The sequence below is a fragment of the Kallipyga massiliensis ph2 genome (genome assembly GCF_000311985.1).
GTDB classification, from domain to species: domain Bacteria; phylum Bacillota; class Clostridia; order Tissierellales; family Peptoniphilaceae; genus Kallipyga; species Kallipyga massiliensis.
The window spans coordinates 875,998-893,225 of sequence record NZ_HE978585.1 but is presented as its reverse complement, the minus strand read 5'-3'; the positions used below and the strand labels follow the sequence as shown (position 1 = coordinate 893,225).

13 protein-coding genes are annotated in these 17,228 nt (G+C 50.5%); 5 read left to right on the top strand and 8 right to left on the bottom strand.

All coding sequences use genetic code 11. From position 1 onward, the window contains the following. From HGKM_RS08820 to HGKM_RS04025, 5 genes are all read right to left on the bottom strand, one after another. Positions 1 to 327: hypothetical protein (locus HGKM_RS08820; RefSeq protein ID WP_034578956.1), on the bottom strand; the 327-nt coding region annotated here is incomplete at its 3' end. Positions 328 to 372: 45 nt separating this feature from the next. Continuing rightward, positions 373 to 1,158 carry an ABC transporter ATP-binding protein gene (locus HGKM_RS04040; RefSeq protein ID WP_019134059.1) on the bottom strand — a complete coding sequence of 262 codons (786 nt, stop codon included), beginning with the start codon at positions 1,156 to 1,158 and terminating at the stop codon, positions 373 to 375. Further along, entirely contained in the window at positions 1,148 to 2,182 is a 1,035-nt protein-coding gene (locus tag HGKM_RS04035; protein ID WP_019134058.1) for a FecCD family ABC transporter permease, read from the bottom strand. Before HGKM_RS04035 ends, HGKM_RS04040 begins: the two co-directional genes overlap by 11 nt. Then, the gene (isdE, locus tag HGKM_RS08530) at positions 2,160 to 5,486 is read right to left on the bottom strand and encodes a heme ABC transporter substrate-binding protein IsdE (protein WP_019134057.1); all 3,327 of its coding nucleotides are present in this window, start codon (positions 5,484 to 5,486) and stop codon (positions 2,160 to 2,162) included. Before isdE ends, HGKM_RS04035 begins: the two co-directional genes overlap by 23 nt. 420 nt (positions 5,487 to 5,906) lie before the next feature. Next, the gene (locus HGKM_RS04025) at positions 5,907 to 6,227 is read right to left on the bottom strand and encodes an integrase core domain-containing protein (protein WP_019134056.1); all 321 of its coding nucleotides are present in this window, start codon (positions 6,225 to 6,227) and stop codon (positions 5,907 to 5,909) included. Between the two features lie 109 nt (positions 6,228 to 6,336). Here HGKM_RS04025 and HGKM_RS04020 point away from each other — a divergent pair, with 109 nt between their 5' ends. Continuing rightward, positions 6,337 to 7,263: an aldo/keto reductase gene (locus HGKM_RS04020; protein WP_019134055.1), complete on the top strand. Its 927-nt coding sequence runs from the start codon at positions 6,337 to 6,339 to the stop codon at positions 7,261 to 7,263. 151 nt (positions 7,264 to 7,414) lie between these two features. On the opposite strand, the gene HGKM_RS04015 is transcribed toward HGKM_RS04020, so the two are convergent. Next, positions 7,415 to 10,168 (bottom strand): Spy0128 family protein, encoded by a 2,754-nt coding sequence (locus HGKM_RS04015; RefSeq protein WP_218916876.1) that lies wholly within the window; start codon positions 10,166 to 10,168, stop codon positions 7,415 to 7,417. Between HGKM_RS04015 and HGKM_RS04010 the strand changes: the two genes are divergently transcribed. Genes HGKM_RS04010 through HGKM_RS03995 form a run of 4 tightly spaced genes read left to right on the top strand, consistent with a single transcriptional unit; the run spans position 10,161 to position 14,978 of the window. Further along, positions 10,161 to 11,180 carry a lipid II:glycine glycyltransferase FemX gene (locus HGKM_RS04010; protein WP_019134053.1) on the top strand — a complete coding sequence of 340 codons (1,020 nt, stop codon included), beginning with the start codon at positions 10,161 to 10,163 and terminating at the stop codon, positions 11,178 to 11,180. The two genes, HGKM_RS04015 and HGKM_RS04010, sit on opposite strands and share 8 nt — an antisense overlap. Positions 11,181 to 11,205: 25 nt before the next feature. Beyond that, positions 11,206 to 12,138 (top strand): 1-phosphofructokinase, encoded by a 933-nt coding sequence (gene pfkB / locus HGKM_RS04005; protein WP_019134052.1) that lies wholly within the window; start codon positions 11,206 to 11,208, stop codon positions 12,136 to 12,138. Continuing rightward, entirely contained in the window at positions 12,125 to 14,044 is a 1,920-nt protein-coding gene (locus HGKM_RS04000; RefSeq protein ID WP_019134051.1) for a PTS fructose transporter subunit IIABC, read from the top strand. Before pfkB ends, HGKM_RS04000 begins: the two co-directional genes overlap by 14 nt. A gap of 22 nt (positions 14,045 to 14,066) precedes the next feature. Then, positions 14,067 to 14,978 carry a diacylglycerol/lipid kinase family protein gene (locus tag HGKM_RS03995; protein WP_019134050.1) on the top strand — a complete coding sequence of 304 codons (912 nt, stop codon included), beginning with the start codon at positions 14,067 to 14,069 and terminating at the stop codon, positions 14,976 to 14,978. Positions 14,979 to 15,028: 50 nt separating this feature from the next. Here HGKM_RS03995 and HGKM_RS03990 read toward each other — a convergent pair whose 3' ends face one another. Beyond that, complete coding sequence (locus tag HGKM_RS03990; protein WP_019134049.1) at positions 15,029 to 16,231, bottom strand: galactokinase; 1,203 nt, start codon at positions 16,229 to 16,231, stop codon at positions 15,029 to 15,031. Further along, positions 16,209 to 17,228, bottom strand: coding sequence for an aldose epimerase family protein (locus HGKM_RS03985; RefSeq protein ID WP_019134048.1), 1,020 nt, complete (start codon positions 17,226 to 17,228; stop codon positions 16,209 to 16,211). Before HGKM_RS03985 ends, HGKM_RS03990 begins: the two co-directional genes overlap by 23 nt.

The following is a 17,228-nucleotide window of genomic DNA, read 5'->3' as shown; positions in this document are numbered from 1 at the left end:
GGGCTGTGGATTCTGCAAAGCAGAAACGGAATTCTTTAACGTATTTTCTGCGTTCTTAATCTCTGCTTCGTTCTCCTCCGCCTCATTCTCTGTTGCAGACTCCCGATTTTCACTATCCTGAGAATCTCTCTTGAAGACGACAGATGCTTCTTCGGATGACAAAGTTTGTTCCTCAGTTGCCGTCTGTGCCGTTTCCTCTCCCTCCGCGGCAAAACTTACCGTCGGCACGGAGAAGACCGTTGTTACGCAAAAAAGAAGGGCCATTAAAAAGCTCAGTCCCTTTCTCGTCCACGTTTGGATATTTGTGCCTTTGCGCTTATTATCCATCGAAGATCTCCTTTCAATACATTGAATCCATATGGACTCGCCCTGTCAGACCGTCTTTACCAGATCGACCTGACCTGTATGAACTATCTCAAGGTCTATGTCATAAACCTCACGTAAAATGCTAGGTTGTAAGAATTCTTGTACCGCATCGTTAAAGAGCAGTTTTCCCGCTTTCAAGGCTACGATGCGGTCACTGAAGGCCGTGGCCTGATTGATATCATGCAGCACCATGATGATGCTCATGTCCTGTTCGCGATTGAGCCAACGCACCAGTTTCAGAATTTCAATTTGAAAACGAATATCCAAAAAATTTGTAGGTTCATCTAAGAAGAGAATCTTAGTTTCCTGTGCCAAAGACATGGCTATCCAGACGCGTTGCAGTTGCCCATACGAAAGTGTGCCAATCGGGCGTTTTCTCAGATCCTCTACACCTGTCCATTGCAGGACGCGATCGATAACTTCCCAGTCCTTCACAGACAGACGAGAAGTAAAGAGTGATTTATGGGGAGTTCGTCCATAGGAAACCAATTCCTCAACCATCAAATCCGAAGGTGCATGGTTTTGTTGATGCACCATGCCCACCTGTTTCGCAAATTCTCGCTTGTTGAAGGTGTCCAACGAACGATTTTCCAATACTATGGCTCCGTTGCTCGGGTGCAGATTTTTCGCTAAAAGATTCAGTAAGCTGCTCTTACCGCATCCGTTTTGTCCAACTATGGCGATCACCTCACCTTTCGGCAGTGCCAAAGAAAAATCCTTGAAAAGCAGAGGCGCTTCCGGATAGGCAAAATCCATATGCTGCACTTTAAAAAGAAGATCCTTATTTCCCATAGCCAATGCGATCCCCCTTTCGAAAGAGCAGAATGAAAACCGGGCCGCCAATTACCATCATGAAGATGGATGCCGGCACTTCGACCGGGGCAAACACTGTTCTTCCCAGCGTATCGAAAAACAGGAAGATAAATGCCCCCAGCAGAGAAGCAAAGGGCAGCAATCTGCGATGTGCATTTCCTACGAGCGTCCGCGCCAAATGAGGCACAATCAGAGCCAAGAAGGAAATAATCCCGACAATAGAAGAAGCGATCGAAGCCAAAAATACAGCGATTATGGATACAATAAAACGTATTCTGCCAACACGTACTCCCAAGCCGGACACGGTTTTTTCCTCCAACAACAATAGGTCACACAAGCGCGCGCAAAGAATCGCCGCAACAAGGCCAGCCGGAATATAGGTCAACAGAAAGCCAACGTCCTGCCAGCCCTTCATATTGATATTCACAAGGCTTAACCCAGGCGCCGCCCCCATCAATTGCCCCGTAAAGTACTTGAGCCCCGATACCAAGCCTAAAAACATTGCATTGATCGCTATGCCCGTTAAGATGATGCGAAGCGGTTTCAAACCATCTCTAACCGATAAAACGTAGACGAGTCCGAAGCCTAACGCACCGCCTAAAAACGAAAACAGCGGCTTGGCATAGAATAACTGCGGTAACACCATGCCGATCAGAAGATCCATAAATTGAGCGCCACCCGAAACGCCGATAATGCCCGGGTCCGCCAAGGGATTCTTAAGGCATGCCTGCAAAAGGCATCCTGAGCAAGCTAAGGCCGCTCCTGCCAAAGCAGAGATCAAAATACGCGGAAAGCGAAGATCGATGATGGCATTTACGAGATCGTCCTTGCCATTAAAAAGACCGGTAAGGAACTGCACGACTCCCACTTTCAGGCTTCCAAAAATCGCTGAAAACACCAAAAGGGCAACAAACGCAGCCGACAATACCAGCAGTTTGATAAAAAAAGCGCTGCGTCTGCCTTCGGGTCGAGAAGTCGCATCAACGGCTGCTGTCATTTTCATGCGAAACGCCTTTCTCGTTATATTGCGTATAAATTTCCCGCAATTGTTCCAGCCCCTTCGGATATTCAAAGTTAGCGCTCATGCCGAAACTTCCTGCATCCAAGTCATAGACGTTACCATTTTTTACCGCACGGAAATTCTTCCAGATGGTGTTTTCCTCAAACTCTTTGCGGAACATTTCGTTCACCACCTCCGGCATGGCGTGGACGGTTCGCAAGATAATATCCGGATCCCGCGCCAACATTTCTTCCGTGCTTAAATTCATGAATTCGGATTTGCCATCGCCTTCAAAAATATTTTCGGCGCCGGACATCGCTAATAAGCTTCCTACGTAGGAACGCGGGGTTGCCACAACATACGATCCGGGTAATCCCATCAAAAGCAAAACGCGAGGCTTTTTCATGCCCTTTGTGGCTTCCTGATACTCGGCTAAAAAATCATGGTATTCTTTCAGCAATTTCTGCACATTTTCGCTTTTTCCAAAGCGCTTACCGATTGTTTCCACGGAGCGATAGAGTCCTTCCACACTGCGAAGATCCACAAAAGAGATGGGCAGATGGTGCTTTTCAAAGCCTTCTTTCAACCAGTCCTGCAATGTATCCGGGCAATAGACTACCGTGGGTTTTAGCGAATAGATGACTTCCATGTTCGGATTCATGGGCATGCCAATTTGCACAGTATTGTCGTAGCGCGGCGGCATGCGATGCAATTTCGTTGACGGACGGCCGACTAAGTGAACGTCCAGGCGATTCATCATTTCGCATAAAGCAACCGAGGTGCAAACTACGCGTTCCTGCCCTTCGGGTTCTGATTTTTTATCTTTATTGACGGCATTCAGGTCGGTTTCGTCCTTTAAATACTCTTCCGGTACTTCAATGCCGTTTCCGATTTCCGGAAGCTGACGTTCCGAATAAACCGGGCCTTTGCCGGCGCAGGCGCTAAGAGAAGGCACCAGCAAAAGAAGCAGAAAAGCGCTCAGGATCTGTTTTTTAGTTTTGTTTTTTTTTACAAACCACACTGCGGCAATGATGGCAACTACAGCCACACCCCCACCAATCAAAAGCATCTTTTCCTGTTGTTTTTTCTTTAAATAATAGGCGTCATCTTGAGCGAAGTAGTCATTGAAGTCCTTATTGCCCTTCTGGAGCTCGCCCGTCGATATAACAAAATACTTCACAGCGCGCCCCATGGGATTAACAAACATTTCAATGGAGCAATTAAATTTCTCAGCCGGTACCTCAAAACGGAAATCACTATAATTGATCCCATCTACTCCTTGCATCTGACTTTTGGTAATTTGGTATGGTGTTTTTTGGTATGTGCCGTCCTTTTGTTGAACTTTAAAAAACGGACCGTCTTCTTCACTGAAGTTGATGAAGTTCATGAGATACAAGCGAATCGTCGCAAACATCTTGCCATCTAAGCGTTTTTCGATCAGGGCGTCGGCATATTTTTCCTCTCCCGGCGCCGGTTTTTGAAATACACTGTTAAAACCGCCGGCAGGATCGGAAGGTGTAACAACGCCATCCACCATTCCCTCACCGATGGCGGCGTTTTGTGTGCCGCCATCCTCCGTCTTCCCCGTTTCGGGGTTGAGATAGGATCCGAAAATACGCGTAATATACGACCCGTTTTCCGGTGCTGCCGCAGCGGCATGACCCGTTACAGGCAGAAAGAACAGTTGTGTGCTTAACCCGACGATAAGGCACAGTGCGAGTGCAGCTGTACTCTTCTTGCCTTGTTTTTTCTGTCGCATAATCAGCGCGATTATAACAAGTAAGAATACAATGGACGCTCCAAAAAATGCCCATGCCGGAATCGCTGCAGATTGCGGCATGGCAACCGCGTAATAGCCATCGGCTGCCGTAACAATTTCCATTTTTCCTTCTACATTCTTTGCTTGCAGAGGATTTGGCGTGCCATCTTCCGCAAAATTTATAATTTGGCATTTTTCTGCTTTCGCATTCTTCGGCAGCGGAAACTGCAGGCGAATCTGGCGCACCGGCTTTAACGGACTGCCTGTGTCGTCTACAAAATCAATTTTGTACAGTTTTAAATCGAGGCTATGCTTTTTGCCAAAATCTGCCGCCTTTTGGAATAGCGCACCATCTTTTACTTCCTCAACTTTTAAAACCGCGCCGCTTGCCAACACACGTTCGTCGGCTAAGAGACGGATACCGGACGCTTCGTCTGTTTGATCCACCGGCGGAGTGTAGACATCGCCATAAGAGGTTTCTGTGCTGCCTTCAAGAACGAAGGTGTCACTCACTTTCTCCAGCGTATCCCAATAGAAGCGGAGCCGCGCGTCCACCGGTTTGTTTCCCATGGCCGCAACATTAGGGTCAACCATGCAGTGCATGAACTCTTCCCCCTTGTAGAGAGGAAAGCTAAATTTGCTGGCCTTCCCACCCTCCAATTTTTTCTCTACCGCCTCTGCAAAGGCTAAGTTGCCCTGTTCATCCGGATATTGAAAGGTAATCAGAGAGGCAATAATCCCGCTGACGCCCATGGGATGTACGGTGAATTGGCATTCGACTTTTCCGTTTTTGACTTTTATTAACGCTAAATGATTCATGGAGCCGTTTCCCATGGAGGGGCGATCCTCATGCATATGCCATAAATCGATCTTTACGGTGTAATTGCCATCTTTTAACGTGGAAAGATCATAGTTTTTGTTAACCGTCGTATGTTTTTCTTCCTGAGGTGTTTTCGCATCCGGTGCTTCTTGAGCGATCTTTGCTCCTGCCGGCGCAGCCGGGGCCTTGGAATAGTCAAAGACCAAACGGGCGTTTTGCTCTCCCTTGCCGTCACCACCGGCGATACTGTCCATAGCATCCACACGCACACGCACATAAAATTCTTTTTCTCGCAGCAATGAGCGATGAATGACAATCTTCGAGGGGAAAACCATCTGCTTTCCATCCAACCCCGCATCTTTTTCCTCTGCTATCACCTTGGTTTCCTTACAGGTGTCGTTTCGTTCGGGCGCCGGTTCTCCATCCCAAGCATAGAGCTTCAATAAATGGCCATGCATATTCATAAAGTCTAAAGCCGTAAATTGCAGTTCAATATCTGCTCCATCTTTGGTTTCCGTAATAACGGCAGTTTGATGCATCGCCGGATTGCCCATGGAGGGTTGACTTTTTTCATAGGCGTGCATCAATTTAACAGGTACTTCAAAAGTATTCTTTTCCTCCGCAGCAAAAGCTTTTCCCGTGCCGATAGAAACTATAAGTAACGCGAAAGCCATAACCATCGCTACGGTTTGCCAAAAAATACGCGGCTCATGTTTTTCTAAAACCATATTCTCCTCCCCGCAGAAATACATCTTTTAGCGATGTATTCAAAAGTATGTAATATTCTATTAGTTAGCTATGGCTAACTCAATGAGAGCTGCCTTCGAAAGGCGACCAAGTGTTCTTTTCTCTATTAGCATGTGCTAACACACTACAAAATACTATCCCAGGAAAACACGTTTGTCAAGACTTGACTGTCAAGACAATTGTACATAACTCTTAACTGTCAAGACATATGTTACACATTCTTCTTAAGATGCATCTGACACAATTATCCTTTTTTTCGACGGTTATTTCTCAGGCACTTGCTTTCGACTTGTCAAAGGCGAAGAATGAACATAGTGAGCGTCCCTTGACCGGGAGAAAGCAAGCGCCTATTCTTTTTAACCGGGAAAAACAGTAGCCTAAGCGACTGAGCCTTCAAAATACTATTGCACAATCTCTTCCGGGCTTTTGAAATTCAGAACGTATTTAGCTGTCGTATTGTAACGTCGCTCATGCTTTTTCACCTGACTCATTAAATCTTTTTTTCTTGTAAAAATGTGTCGATTATACAGGATTTTCCCATCTTCTCGATGGCTTCTCTCCACTCTCCCGTTTTGCCACGGCGAATAGGGTCTTGTCCTTCGCAGAGCCCAACCTTTTTCCCTTACCGCCAACTCAAAGCGACTTTCCCGATTGGTGCGATCATTGTCGTTCACAAATTCTAAGCCGTTGTCTACCTGAATAGTATGAATGGAAAATCCCATTCTTTTGTCTTGCTACATTACATTTTTAAACTTTCGCCACAATACATGTCCATGTGCCATTTCCGATCTATAGGGTAAAAACAAAGAGAGAAAGAAAGGAAGGGAAATGATGCAAACGATCAACATTGTCAATGGCCCACTAGATGTCTCCCGGATGATCCTCGGCTGCATGCGGATGCCGGAGCTTTCTGCCAAGGATGCGGCAGGAATGCTGGAAACAGCGGTTGACCTGGGCATCAACTTCTTCGATAATGCAACCTGTTACACCGACGGCCTAGCTGAGACCCGTTTCGGGGAGGCTTTAAAGGCTTCCCGCCTTCAACGGGAAGACCTGGTCGTCCAGACCAAGTGCGGCCTTTGCTTCGACCGAAATGAATTTGATTGGACCAAGGAAAACATCCTGGAAAGCGTAGACGAGAGCCTGGACAGAATGGGACTGGATTACCTGGACGTCCTCCTCTTGCACCGCCCAGACCTCCTCTATGATCCCGAGGAAGTGGCCGAGGCCTTTGACCTCCTGGAGTTCTCGGGCAAGGTCCGCCATTTCGGCCTCAGCAATGTCCCGCCCATGATGGTGGAGGTCCTCCGCAAGTATGTCCGCCAACCCCTAGTCATCAACCAGCTCCAGCTTTCTCTGGAACAATCCCAGCTCATCGACCAGGCCTTCTACATCAACAATCTTTCAACGGACCGGTCTATAGACCGGGACAACGGCCTTCTGGACTATTGCCGTCTCCACGACATCACCATCCAGGCCTGGTCCCCCCTCCAATACGGGATGATCGGCGGCTGCTTCCTGGACCATCCTGACTATCCGGAACTCAACGCCGGTCTGGACAAGCTAGCGAAAAAATATGGCGTGACTAAGGCAGCTATCGCCCTAGCCTGGATCCTCCGCCACCCCGCCAATATGCAGGTGATTGTCGGCACCATGAATCCCGGCCACCTCAAGGAATCCACCGAAGCCCTCTCCATCCGTCTAACCCACCAGGAGTGGTATGAACTCTACCTGGCTTCGGGGAAATTCTTGCCCTAATGGATCAAGACCCGGGCAAGTGTTCTTATAAACACAATATCCTATTGACTATTCTTTAAAAATAAAAGAAGCCCAGATTGGTTGACAATCTGGGCTTCTTTCTGCTTACAGGAATACAGGTGGCTCCTCCTCATGGGTGGGTCAACTCTCTTTAGTGCTGGTGATGGTTTGCCTTTTTCTTACGATTAATTGCTACAAAGGCTAAACTGCTGAGACCGAGCAGAGTTGATGTGGCCAGCATATTCAAGTCTCCTGTGTTCGGAGCTTTTGCTTTGCCATCTGTCTGCTTGGCCGGACTTTTCTCATTCTGCCCTTCCGTCCTAGGCCTTTCGGGATTTGTTTTATCTGTGTTCGGCCTAGTCGGATTGGGCTTATCCGGGTTGGGCTTGATGGGATTTGGTTTGTCCGAGTTCGGTTTGTCGGGATTTGGTTTGTCCGGGTTAGGTTTATCCGGATTGGGTTTGTCGGGATTGGGCTTATCCGGGTTGGGTTTATCCGGATTGGGTTCCTCCGTTGATGACTTGGTATAGGTGTTAGTGAACACCGGCATATTCCCGGTCACTTTCGCCTCTAATTCACCAGAGGCATTCTGTGTGACAAGAACAGTGATGGTTTTTTCGCTTTGATCATAGGTCCATCCTGAGGACTTTCCCTTTTTCTCGGTCACTGTAAATTGATAGCGTCCCTCTTTCTCGAAGGTAACTGCAGGAAAAGATAGCCTCTGACTTTGCCCGTCCTTAATTTCACCTTTTGTTGCTAGGGTTAGCTGGTCAGTCAAGGAAGATCCGGACGGATTCGAAGCCTCCGGCTTGATGACAAAGGAGAAGCTTTCATCCGTATCTTTACCTTCCACCTTTTTTACAAGACCGAGACCCTGGTCCCCTTCCAGGGTAATGGGTTGAGGATCCTCGGAAGCCGGGGGAGCCTTGGTACTCTTGTTAGCGATCAATAAAGTCCGGGCCTTATAACCCACGGCAAAGACAGTATCTTGCTTGATGATTTCATAATCTTTCGGTGCAGAAAGCTCCGTAAAAAGATAATATCCCGTGTTTAAGGTTAGAGGAATTTTCTTTCCGCCTTTTGTCAGCTTCCCATCCTTATCCGTGACTAAATTTTCCAGAGATTGACCCTCTCTATTTTTGGCCACATCACCCTTTATACCTTGTGCATTTGACTGATAAATGGTGAAGCTTGCACCGGCCAGAGGCTTGTTTTCCAGGGGGTTCCCCTCATTGTCCGCCTCTACCTTAGTAAAACCGGTTTCCGGAACAATAACATCTGCACCGATCGTTCCCGGTTTAACAACCCCTACTGCCGGTCTTTCAGGAGACCCATAATCTTCCTTCTTTGTCTTTTCACAGATAAAGGGAGTACAATTCTCATCCCCCGGTTTGCAGTTAGGAATTTCCTGGGCATAATAGCTGGCAAAGTTTTTATAAATCGGATGTCCATCCTGGTCCAGCTCAGTTGATGGGTTTTTAATCCCCATACGATAATGGAAGGTTAGGTGACCACCTTTCGTTAAATACTGGCTCTTATAGTCAGAAATGGTCACCTTAAACCCCTTGCCCACCTTCTTGTATAGACCACCGGCCGCTTCAATTTTTTCTTCTTCTCCAGGAGTCAGGGGAGAACCCAAGGGTTTTTCCAGGAGAATTTCCTTGGGAACCGTTGCCGTGTCCATGCTCTTCAGGACCCCGTTCTCGACATCATCACGATGAAATTCCAAGGTCTTTTCATCCCAGGCTGAAATACGGATGCCGTTTTCAACAAGAGGATCTTTGGTCAAAAAATAAACGTCATAAACTTTAACGATTGTTCCGTTTTCATTCTCTTTAAACCAAGTAAATTCCTTACTGGGATCCGTATTCTCATTGCGGAAAATAGCAGTCGTTAAATCTTTAGGCTTTTCGCCATCATAAATCCGTAAATCCCCATCAAAGCCTAAGTTAATATCAGGTGTATCATAGATGACATATTCATTTGGGGATCGAAGCTCGGTATCAATCCTTATGTTAAATATGAAATTCCCATCTCCTAATTGGCCTTCCTGGTTATAGGCTCCTCTTGTTTTTTCAAATTTCTGTGTGGCATCCTGTGGTGCTGCTTTCTTAATGGTATATTCCACCGTCTTGTCGGTGTCTTTGTTGTTGACCTGTAATTTGTACTTAAAGGTGACTTCTTGCTCTCCAGGGTGATCATTAAAGTATTTTGTGACCCTAGGATTCATAATCTCAAACGGCAAGTCTAGAGACGCTTCAAACTCCTCTGCCTCCCCGGTGAAAGTAAAATCAACTCCCCTTCTCCCTGTCATGTCCAGATCAGCCACCTTAATCGGTGGATCTTGGTTCTTATCGATCAATTCATTGAGGATAGAGGTAGTGTACTCCATATGAAGAAATGACTTGCTGAAATCCTCAGGGACCAGCTTAATGCTTAATGTATCGCCTTTCTGAATGGTCAGTCCGGGCTTCTTTTGATAAGAAAGCTTAATCTTAAGCATAGAATTGGAATAGGCGATCGCCTCTTTTCCAAAGCGGTCCTGGTTACCGGTTAGCATTTGGATATCTGCAATAATACCGCTTAGGTCATTTGATGGAGAAGGAGCCGGCTCCCCCTCTGCCCTTGCCCCTCCCCATAAGGGAAAAGCGAAGATGGCCATCATCGCAATCAAAATAAAAAACAGTCGTCCTCTCTTCATGATGTCATACCTCCAGACTATAAATAAATCCTGTTTTTTCAAGTATACCATGAAGGAGCAACCACCAAAAGCATTGAAGTGACCCCATCTCACCGGCAAATTCCCCTTTAAAAGCTTGTCATAGTATAATAAGAAGTAAGTTGTTCCCCATGATGGCCAAGTATCTTTTGCTTGCTTCAATAGAAAAGGAGACAAAATGCCCATTATTGACCAGACCGATCCCCGGGCCATGGCCCGGTACGAAGATTTTATTGCCCACTCCCCCCATGGGGTTCTTTACCAGTCCATCCACTGGGCCCATGTCAAGGAGAACTGGACCCCGGACTATGTGACCGTCGAAGAGAAGGGGAAAATCGTCGCCGCCCTCTCCATCATCTCGGTCCATAACCCTGAGGGTTCTTTTTCCTATGCTGTCAGGGGGCCGGTCTGTGATGTCTATGATATCGACCTGGTCAAGCGATTAATGGAAGAGGCCCGGCCTGTCCTGGAGGAGAGGAAGAGCTTCCTCCTCCGGTTGGACCCGGAGGCCCGCTATGATGCAGAATTGATCAAGCTTTATGAAGACGCGGGTTTCCTTGTCCGGTCCCGGTCCTGCCCCATCCACTCCTTCTCCAACCCCCGACTCAACATGGTGGTCTACCTGGACCAGGATCCCGAAGATCTTATCATGACCTTCGAGGGTCGCTTCCGGTCCAAGATCCGCCGGGCATTTAAGAAGGGGGTGGAGATCGCGATTTATCAGAAGGATGACCCGGGATTTGATGAGGTCTTTGACCGCTTCTATGAGATGACCGGCATCATGGCCGAGCGCCAGGAAATCGGCTACCGGCCCAAGGACTACTACCACCGCCTCTTCGAGGCCTATGAGAATACCTATCTCTATGAAGCCAGCCATGAAGGGGACCACCTGGCCTCCTGTATCGTCATCAACTACAACGATAAGTCCCTCTATCTCTATGCGGCCTCGACCAATGAGAAGCGGAACCTCAACGCCTCCACCGCCATGAACTGGAAGGCTATTGAAGATGCAACCCGGGCCGGTTATAAGGAATATGACATGACCGGGGTCTGGTCCTTGGATGAGGATGATGGCCTCTACCGCTTCAAGAAGCAATTCACCGGGGAGCGGGGAATCCGGGAGTTTGTCGGTGAGTTCGACTGGATCCTGGACCGGGATGCCTATGAGGCCTTTATGGAGGTCCAGAAGAAGAAATAGAACCGAAAAAGAAAGGGGAAGGCCTATGATCTACACGCTTACTCTAAACCCGGCCATTGACCTGGTTGTCCAAATCCCCCACATCAATTTAGGGGAGACCAACCGGATGGACCGGGCCTACTACCTGCCGGGAGGAAAGGGAATCAACGTTTCCCGTCTCCTCCACAACCTGGGTATGGAATCCCTGGCCCTTGGCTATATCGCCGGCTTTTCCGGGAGAGAAATTGATCGGGTTCTTCGGAAAGAAATGGACATCAATACTGACTTCATTGAAGTCAACCGGGGCTTTACCCGGATCAACCTGAAAATCAAGGCGGGAGAAGAAACCGAGATCAACGGCTTGGGGCCGGAAATCGATCCGGAAGAAGTCCAGGCTCTCTATGACCGTTTGGACCGGGTGAAGTCCGGGGACTTTCTCTTCCTTTCGGGCTCCATCCCTGCCAGCCTGGGCAAAGACTTTTACCAAAAAATCATGGAAAGCTTGGCCGGAAGAGGGGTGGAGGTTGTTGTGGATGCGACCGGGGAAAGCCTGACTTCCACCCTCTCCTACAGGCCCTTCCTGGTCAAGCCCAACCGGCGGGAACTGGAAGAACTCCTGGGCCATGAGGTGGTTGGCCTGGACCAGATCAAGGCTGGCAGCCGGGAACTTCAGAAAATGGGGGCCCAAAATATTATCATCTCCCTGGGCGGAGAGGGGGCCTACTTCCTCTCCTCGGATGGCCAGGACCTCTATCTCCCGGCTCCTAAAGGAAAAGTTATTGATACCGTAGGATCCGGCGATTCCATGGTGGCGGGTTTTGTCTATGCCTCATGCGAGGACTTTGCTCCCCTGGACGCCTTTGCTTTCTCTGTCGCTTGCGGGTCCCAGTCCGCCTTCTCGCGGGGCCTGGCCCAAAAAGATGATGTCTTTGCCCTTTACGAAAAAGTGAAAGGAGAAATGAACGATGAGAATTATTGATCTCTTGGATCCTCGCTCCATCGGCCTGGACCGTAAGCCTTCCGACAAACAGGATGCCATCGAAAGCCTGGTCGGATTGATGGAAAAATCCGGAAAAGTAAGGAACAAAGAAGACTACCTGGCTGACGTCCTCAAACGAGAGGCTTCCGGGACCACCGGCGTGGGTGAAGAGATCGCCATCCCCCATGCCAAGTCCTCCGGAATGAAGGAGCCCGGCCTGGCCGCCATGACGGTCCCCGAGGGGATGGACTTTGACTCCCTGGATGGGGAGGATACCAAGCTCTTCTTCCTCATCGGAGTCCCCGAAAACTCCAACGACGACCATCTAAAACTCCTCTCCCGCCTCTCCACCATGATGATGGACCCCGACTTTAAAAAGAATCTCCTGGAGGCCTCGGATCCCCAGGCCTTCCTGGCCGTGATTGAGGAAACGGAGAAGGCCCGCTTCGGCCAGGAAGAAAGCAAGCCGACTGATGAACCGACCCCTGCCGGTCCGGATTCGACAACAAAGTCCGCCTATGACCTGGTCGGGGTAACCGGCTGCCCAACAGGGATCGCCCACACCTTCATGGCCAAGGAAGGGCTCATGAACAAGGCCAAGGAGATGGGCCTGACCATGAAAATCGAAACCCACGGATCGACGGGGATTGAAAACGCCTTGACTCCTGAGGATATTGCCGGCGCAAGGGGGGTCATTGTGGCCGCCGACGTCTCGGTGGAAAAGGACCGCTTCGACGGCAAACCCTTGGTTGAAACCAAGGTGGCCAACGGAATCAACAAGCCGGAAGAACTGATCAACCGGGTCCTTTCCGAACAGACCCCCCTCTACAAGGCCAAGGGTGAGGGTGCTTCCATGGAAACTTCCGACCGGGAATCCTCCTCGATGATGAGCGCCTTCTACAAGCACCTCATGAACGGGGTTTCCCACATGCTCCCCTTCGTCGTTGGAGGCGGGATCCTCCTGGCCATCTCCTTCCTCCTGGATGACTTTTCCATTGACCCGGCCTCCTTCGGGACCAACACCCCTCTGGCCGCCTTCTTCAACCAGACCGGGTCAGCTGCCTTCGGCTTCATGCTCCCCATACTGGCGGGCTTCATCGCCATGTCCATTGCCGACCGTCCGGCTCTGGCTGTGGGCTTCGTAGGCGGCTACCTGGCCAATACCGGAGGGGCCGGCTTCCTGGGTGCCCTCTTGGCCGGTTTCCTGGCCGGTGGCATCATCCTGGTCCTCCGCAAGCTGACCGCCCCCATCCCCAAGACCATGGACGGGATCAAGCCCATGCTCCTCTTCCCCGTTCTCGGCATCCTGGCCATGTCCGCCATCATGATCTTCCTCCTCAACCCGCCCCTGGCCCAGGTCAACCTGGCCATCAGCGACTGGCTCAACAATCTGGGCGGGTCCTCCAAAATCCTCCTCGGACTCCTCCTGGGAGGGATGATGTCCATCGACATGGGCGGCCCCATCAACAAGGCGGCCTATGTCTTCGGCACGGCCTCCTTAGCTCAGGGATCCTCCCCTGTCATGGCTGCCGTCATGGTGGGCGGGATGGTCCCCCCCATCGCCCTGGCCCTTTCCATGATCCTCTTTAAGAATAAATATACGGCTCGGGATAAACAGTCCATCCCTTCCAATATCATCATGGGCCTGTCCTTCATCACCGAGGGAGCCATCCCCTTTGCCGCCGCTGACCCCCTCCGGGTCATTCCGGCTTCCGTAGCCGGTTCCGCTGTGGCCGGGATGCTCTCCATGATTTTTGGTTGCTCCATCCGGGCTCCCCATGGAGGAATCTGGGTCATTGGAGTCATTGACAACCCCTTAGGCTACCTTATCGCCCTGGTCGCCGGCTCCGCCGTCGCCTGCCTCCTCCTGGGCCTCTTGAAAAAAGACCTCGCCCAAGACCAATAGTTCATTCAAAAAAGGAGAATCTATGAAAAAAGCATTGATTGTGGTTAATCCTCATTCCGGGGAGGACCAAGCGGATGAATTTGCACAAAAACTTCAGGACATCCTTCGAGATCGCTTTGAAGAAATTACCATCAAGGAAACCAAAAAAGAAGAGGATGTCGGGCGTTTCTCCGAAGAAGCCGTCCGAGAAAAGTACGATGCCCTCTTCCTCATGGGTGGGGATGGGACCATCCATGATGGGGTCTGTGCGGTCGCTCCCCATGAATACCGGCCCATCATCGGGGTGGTTCCCATGGGGACCACGAACAATCTTGCCGGTATGCTGGGCTTTTCCAATAACTATGAAGAAGCGATTGACCAGTTCAAAAACATTGAGCCGGCCACCATCGATCTAGGAAAGGTGAACGAAGATTACTTTATCACCTCGGTCAATATGGGCCCCCTCTTTGAGAATATCGCAGAAACTTCCGGCGATGAGAAGGAAAAAGAGGGGAACCTGGCCTATATAAAAAGAGCCTTGGATTCCCTGGGGGACCAGGAAACCATCCCTTTCACCCTCAATGTCGATGGAGAGGACCTCTCTGACAACTATTCCCTGATTATTATTGCCCTGGGTAACGCACTCGTTCGCGTACAAAATCTCTTTCCGGATGCCGATCTGGAAGATGGGAAGCTCAACCTCCTCGCTCTCAAAGCCTCATCCGCTTTCGATAAAATCAAACTCATTCCCAAACTCCTTTCAGGGGACAACTTGAAGGAGACGCCGGAAAACCTGATTCACCGAAGCCTTCAGGAAGCCAGGATCTCCGTTGGGGAAGGACATGATTCCTCTGTCATCCTGGTTGATGGCGACAAGGGAGGCTCCTATCCTTTGAATATCACCCTTCTTCCCCATTACCTCCAGGTTTTTCGGGCGAAAGAAGACGAAGCATAAACAAAGCCAAAAAAAGGGGAAGCGAACTCCATGTTCGCTTCCCTCTTTTTTTATTCCTCGATCAGCCGGGCTCCATCCCCAACCTCCGAGATGATGAATTCGCCCTCTCGGCCGGTTTCTTTCTTATAGGCCGACCCGACCCGAGCTTTGAAGTCCTCGATAGCCCCTTCCTTGACGATGGCGATGGCACAGCCGCCGAAGCCGGCCCCCGTCATCCGGGCCCCATAGCAATCCGGGTGGGCATTGGCCGCTCCGGTGATAGCATCCAACTCCGGTCCGGTCACCTCATATTCCTCGCGGAGGGCCTTGTTGCCGGCCCTGAGGATCCGGCCCAACTTAACCAGGTCTTGGTCCTTCAAGGCCTGAACGGCTTCCTTGACCCGGATGTTCTCCTCCACCACATACTTGGCCCGCTTCCTCATGGTGGTGTCCCGGATCTTCTCCAGGAGAGGGAGGTCCTCCTTCCCCAGGTCGCAGAGATGGCGGATGTCCCTGTCCTTCCTGAGGATGTTCAGGGCCTTTTCACACTCGGACCGCCTCTCGTTGTACTTGGAATCCTTGAGGGCCCTGGGCTTGCGGGTATTCATGATCACAATTCTTGCTCCCTTGAGTTCAAAAGGGACGTAAGTATGGCTGGGGACGGAAGTATCCAGGACCATAGCGTAGTCCTTCTTGCCGAAGCCGATGACATACTGGTCCATGATCCCCGTGTGGAGGCCGAAGAATTCATTCTCACACCAGACACCCGAGCGAACCATATCCATCCGGTCCACCTTCCCTCCTGCCAGGAAGTGGTCGAAAATGACGGCGAAGAGGAGCTCGATGGAGGAGGAAGAAGAAAGGCCGGCTCCGTTGGGGATATTGCCATAGATGAGGATATCCAGTCCCTGACCTTTTTTCTCCTGACCGTAGCCCAGGTCCTCCAAATAGCGGAAGACCCCGATGGGGTAGTTGATCCAGCCCCGTTGATTGTCATAATCCGGAAGGGGGTAGGCGACCTCTCCGAAGGTTTTGAGGTTGAGGGAGCCCAGGCGAAGCTTGCCCAGGTCGTTGGGCCTAGCCAGACCGTAGGTTCCTATGGTAATGGCACAGGGAAAGACCTGGCCCCCATTGTAGTCGATATGCTCCCCAATCAGGTTGATCCGGGAGGGGGCAAAGAAAAATTTTCCCTCAGGTCCCAGCCCCATCTTTTGATCCATGACCCGGCTCAGTCGGTCAAGAATTTGCCCTTTATTTTCTCTTGCTTTGGTCATAAAGACTCCCTTCTTTTTGGTCACCCCGGCCCGCCGGATCCTCATCCAGGTCTTGTATCGTCAGTTCCACCTGCCAGGTCATTTCCCGGCCGGCCTCCAGCCAGTCCCCGGTCCCATTTTCCAGAGCCCGATCCAGCCGGTCATAGTAGCCATTGGAGGGCTCGATGGCCAGGTTTTTCTCCCCCATATAGCCTCCGGTGGTGATCCAGACGCCCAGGTAGGGAAAGAGGTCCTGGTCATAGTGGAGTTGGACAGCCAGGCCGGCCTCCGGATAAAGAACCCCGGTTGGCCCCTTGGGGGCTTTCCCCTCATAGTAGAACTTATAGGTGTGGTTATCCCAAAGATAGGATAAGATCCGGGGGTCAAAATCCCAAACTTCCTCATTCTGGACATTCTTTACGGAGAAGGGCTCCGGAAGGACCAGGACCCCATCCTGAGAAAAGCGGAGGAGGCCATGGAGGGTCCAAAGCCAGGGATAGGCCCGGTCCCCATGGTTGGTCAGGCGGTAATCCAGGCGGACTCCCCTCCCTTGGAGGGAAACCATTCTTTCCAGAGTCAGGGGCATGGAAGCCAGTTCAACCCGGCAGGTGACCTCCCCTTTTCCAGCCTCAACCACCTGCCAGGCCTGGGACCAAACCTCTCCATGGTCAAAGGTCTCCAAGGGAGGGTCCTGGAGGCGGCAGGGGTCAATTGTCGGGATGCAGTCATCCAAACCCGACCGGTCGTGGTGGGAAAAATCATCCCCTATTTTTCTCGGTCGATAAATTTCTCCCAACTTCCCGAGCCGGCCCCAATCCCCCTCTTCGAAAGCCGAAGGCCGGAAGAGGCACTCCACCCCCTTAGCCTTGTCGAAAAGGGAGGCCAACTTAAAGCCCCGATTCGGGAGGAGAACTAAACGGAGATCCTCATTTTCCAAAAGAAAAGGTTCAAGGGGGGGATAAGCCCCCTCCTGAACCCTTGATTGTTCATTGGTCATTCTTTCCTTTTTACCGTCCAT

Bases quoted from the DNA above. Each gene is read 5' to 3' on its own strand.
- HGKM_RS04040 (WP_019134059.1), bottom strand. From the start codon at position 1,158: ATGGGAAATAAGGATCTTCTTTTTAAAGTGCAGCATATGGATTTTGCC.
- HGKM_RS04035 (WP_019134058.1), bottom strand. From the start codon at position 2,182: ATGAAAATGACAGCAGCCGTTGATGCGACTTCTCGACCCGAAGGCAGA.
- isdE (WP_019134057.1), bottom strand. From the start codon at position 5,486: ATGGTTTTAGAAAAACATGAGCCGCGTATTTTTTGGCAAACCGTAGCG.
- HGKM_RS04025 (WP_019134056.1), bottom strand. From the start codon at position 6,227: ATGGGATTTTCCATTCATACTATTCAGGTAGACAACGGCTTAGAATTT.
- HGKM_RS04020 (WP_019134055.1), top strand. From the start codon at position 6,337: ATGCAAACGATCAACATTGTCAATGGCCCACTAGATGTCTCCCGGATG.
- HGKM_RS04010 (WP_019134053.1), top strand. From the start codon at position 10,161: ATGCCCATTATTGACCAGACCGATCCCCGGGCCATGGCCCGGTACGAA.
- HGKM_RS04015 (WP_218916876.1), bottom strand. From the start codon at position 10,168: ATGGGCATTTTGTCTCCTTTTCTATTGAAGCAAGCAAAAGATACTTGG.
- pfkB (WP_019134052.1), top strand. From the start codon at position 11,206: ATGATCTACACGCTTACTCTAAACCCGGCCATTGACCTGGTTGTCCAA.
- HGKM_RS04000 (WP_019134051.1), top strand. From the start codon at position 12,125: ATGAGAATTATTGATCTCTTGGATCCTCGCTCCATCGGCCTGGACCGT.
- HGKM_RS03995 (WP_019134050.1), top strand. From the start codon at position 14,067: ATGAAAAAAGCATTGATTGTGGTTAATCCTCATTCCGGGGAGGACCAA.
- HGKM_RS03990 (WP_019134049.1), bottom strand. From the start codon at position 16,231: ATGACCAAAGCAAGAGAAAATAAAGGGCAAATTCTTGACCGACTGAGC.
- HGKM_RS03985 (WP_019134048.1), bottom strand. From the start codon at position 17,228: ATGGACGGTAAAAAGGAAAGAATGACCAATGAACAATCAAGGGTTCAG.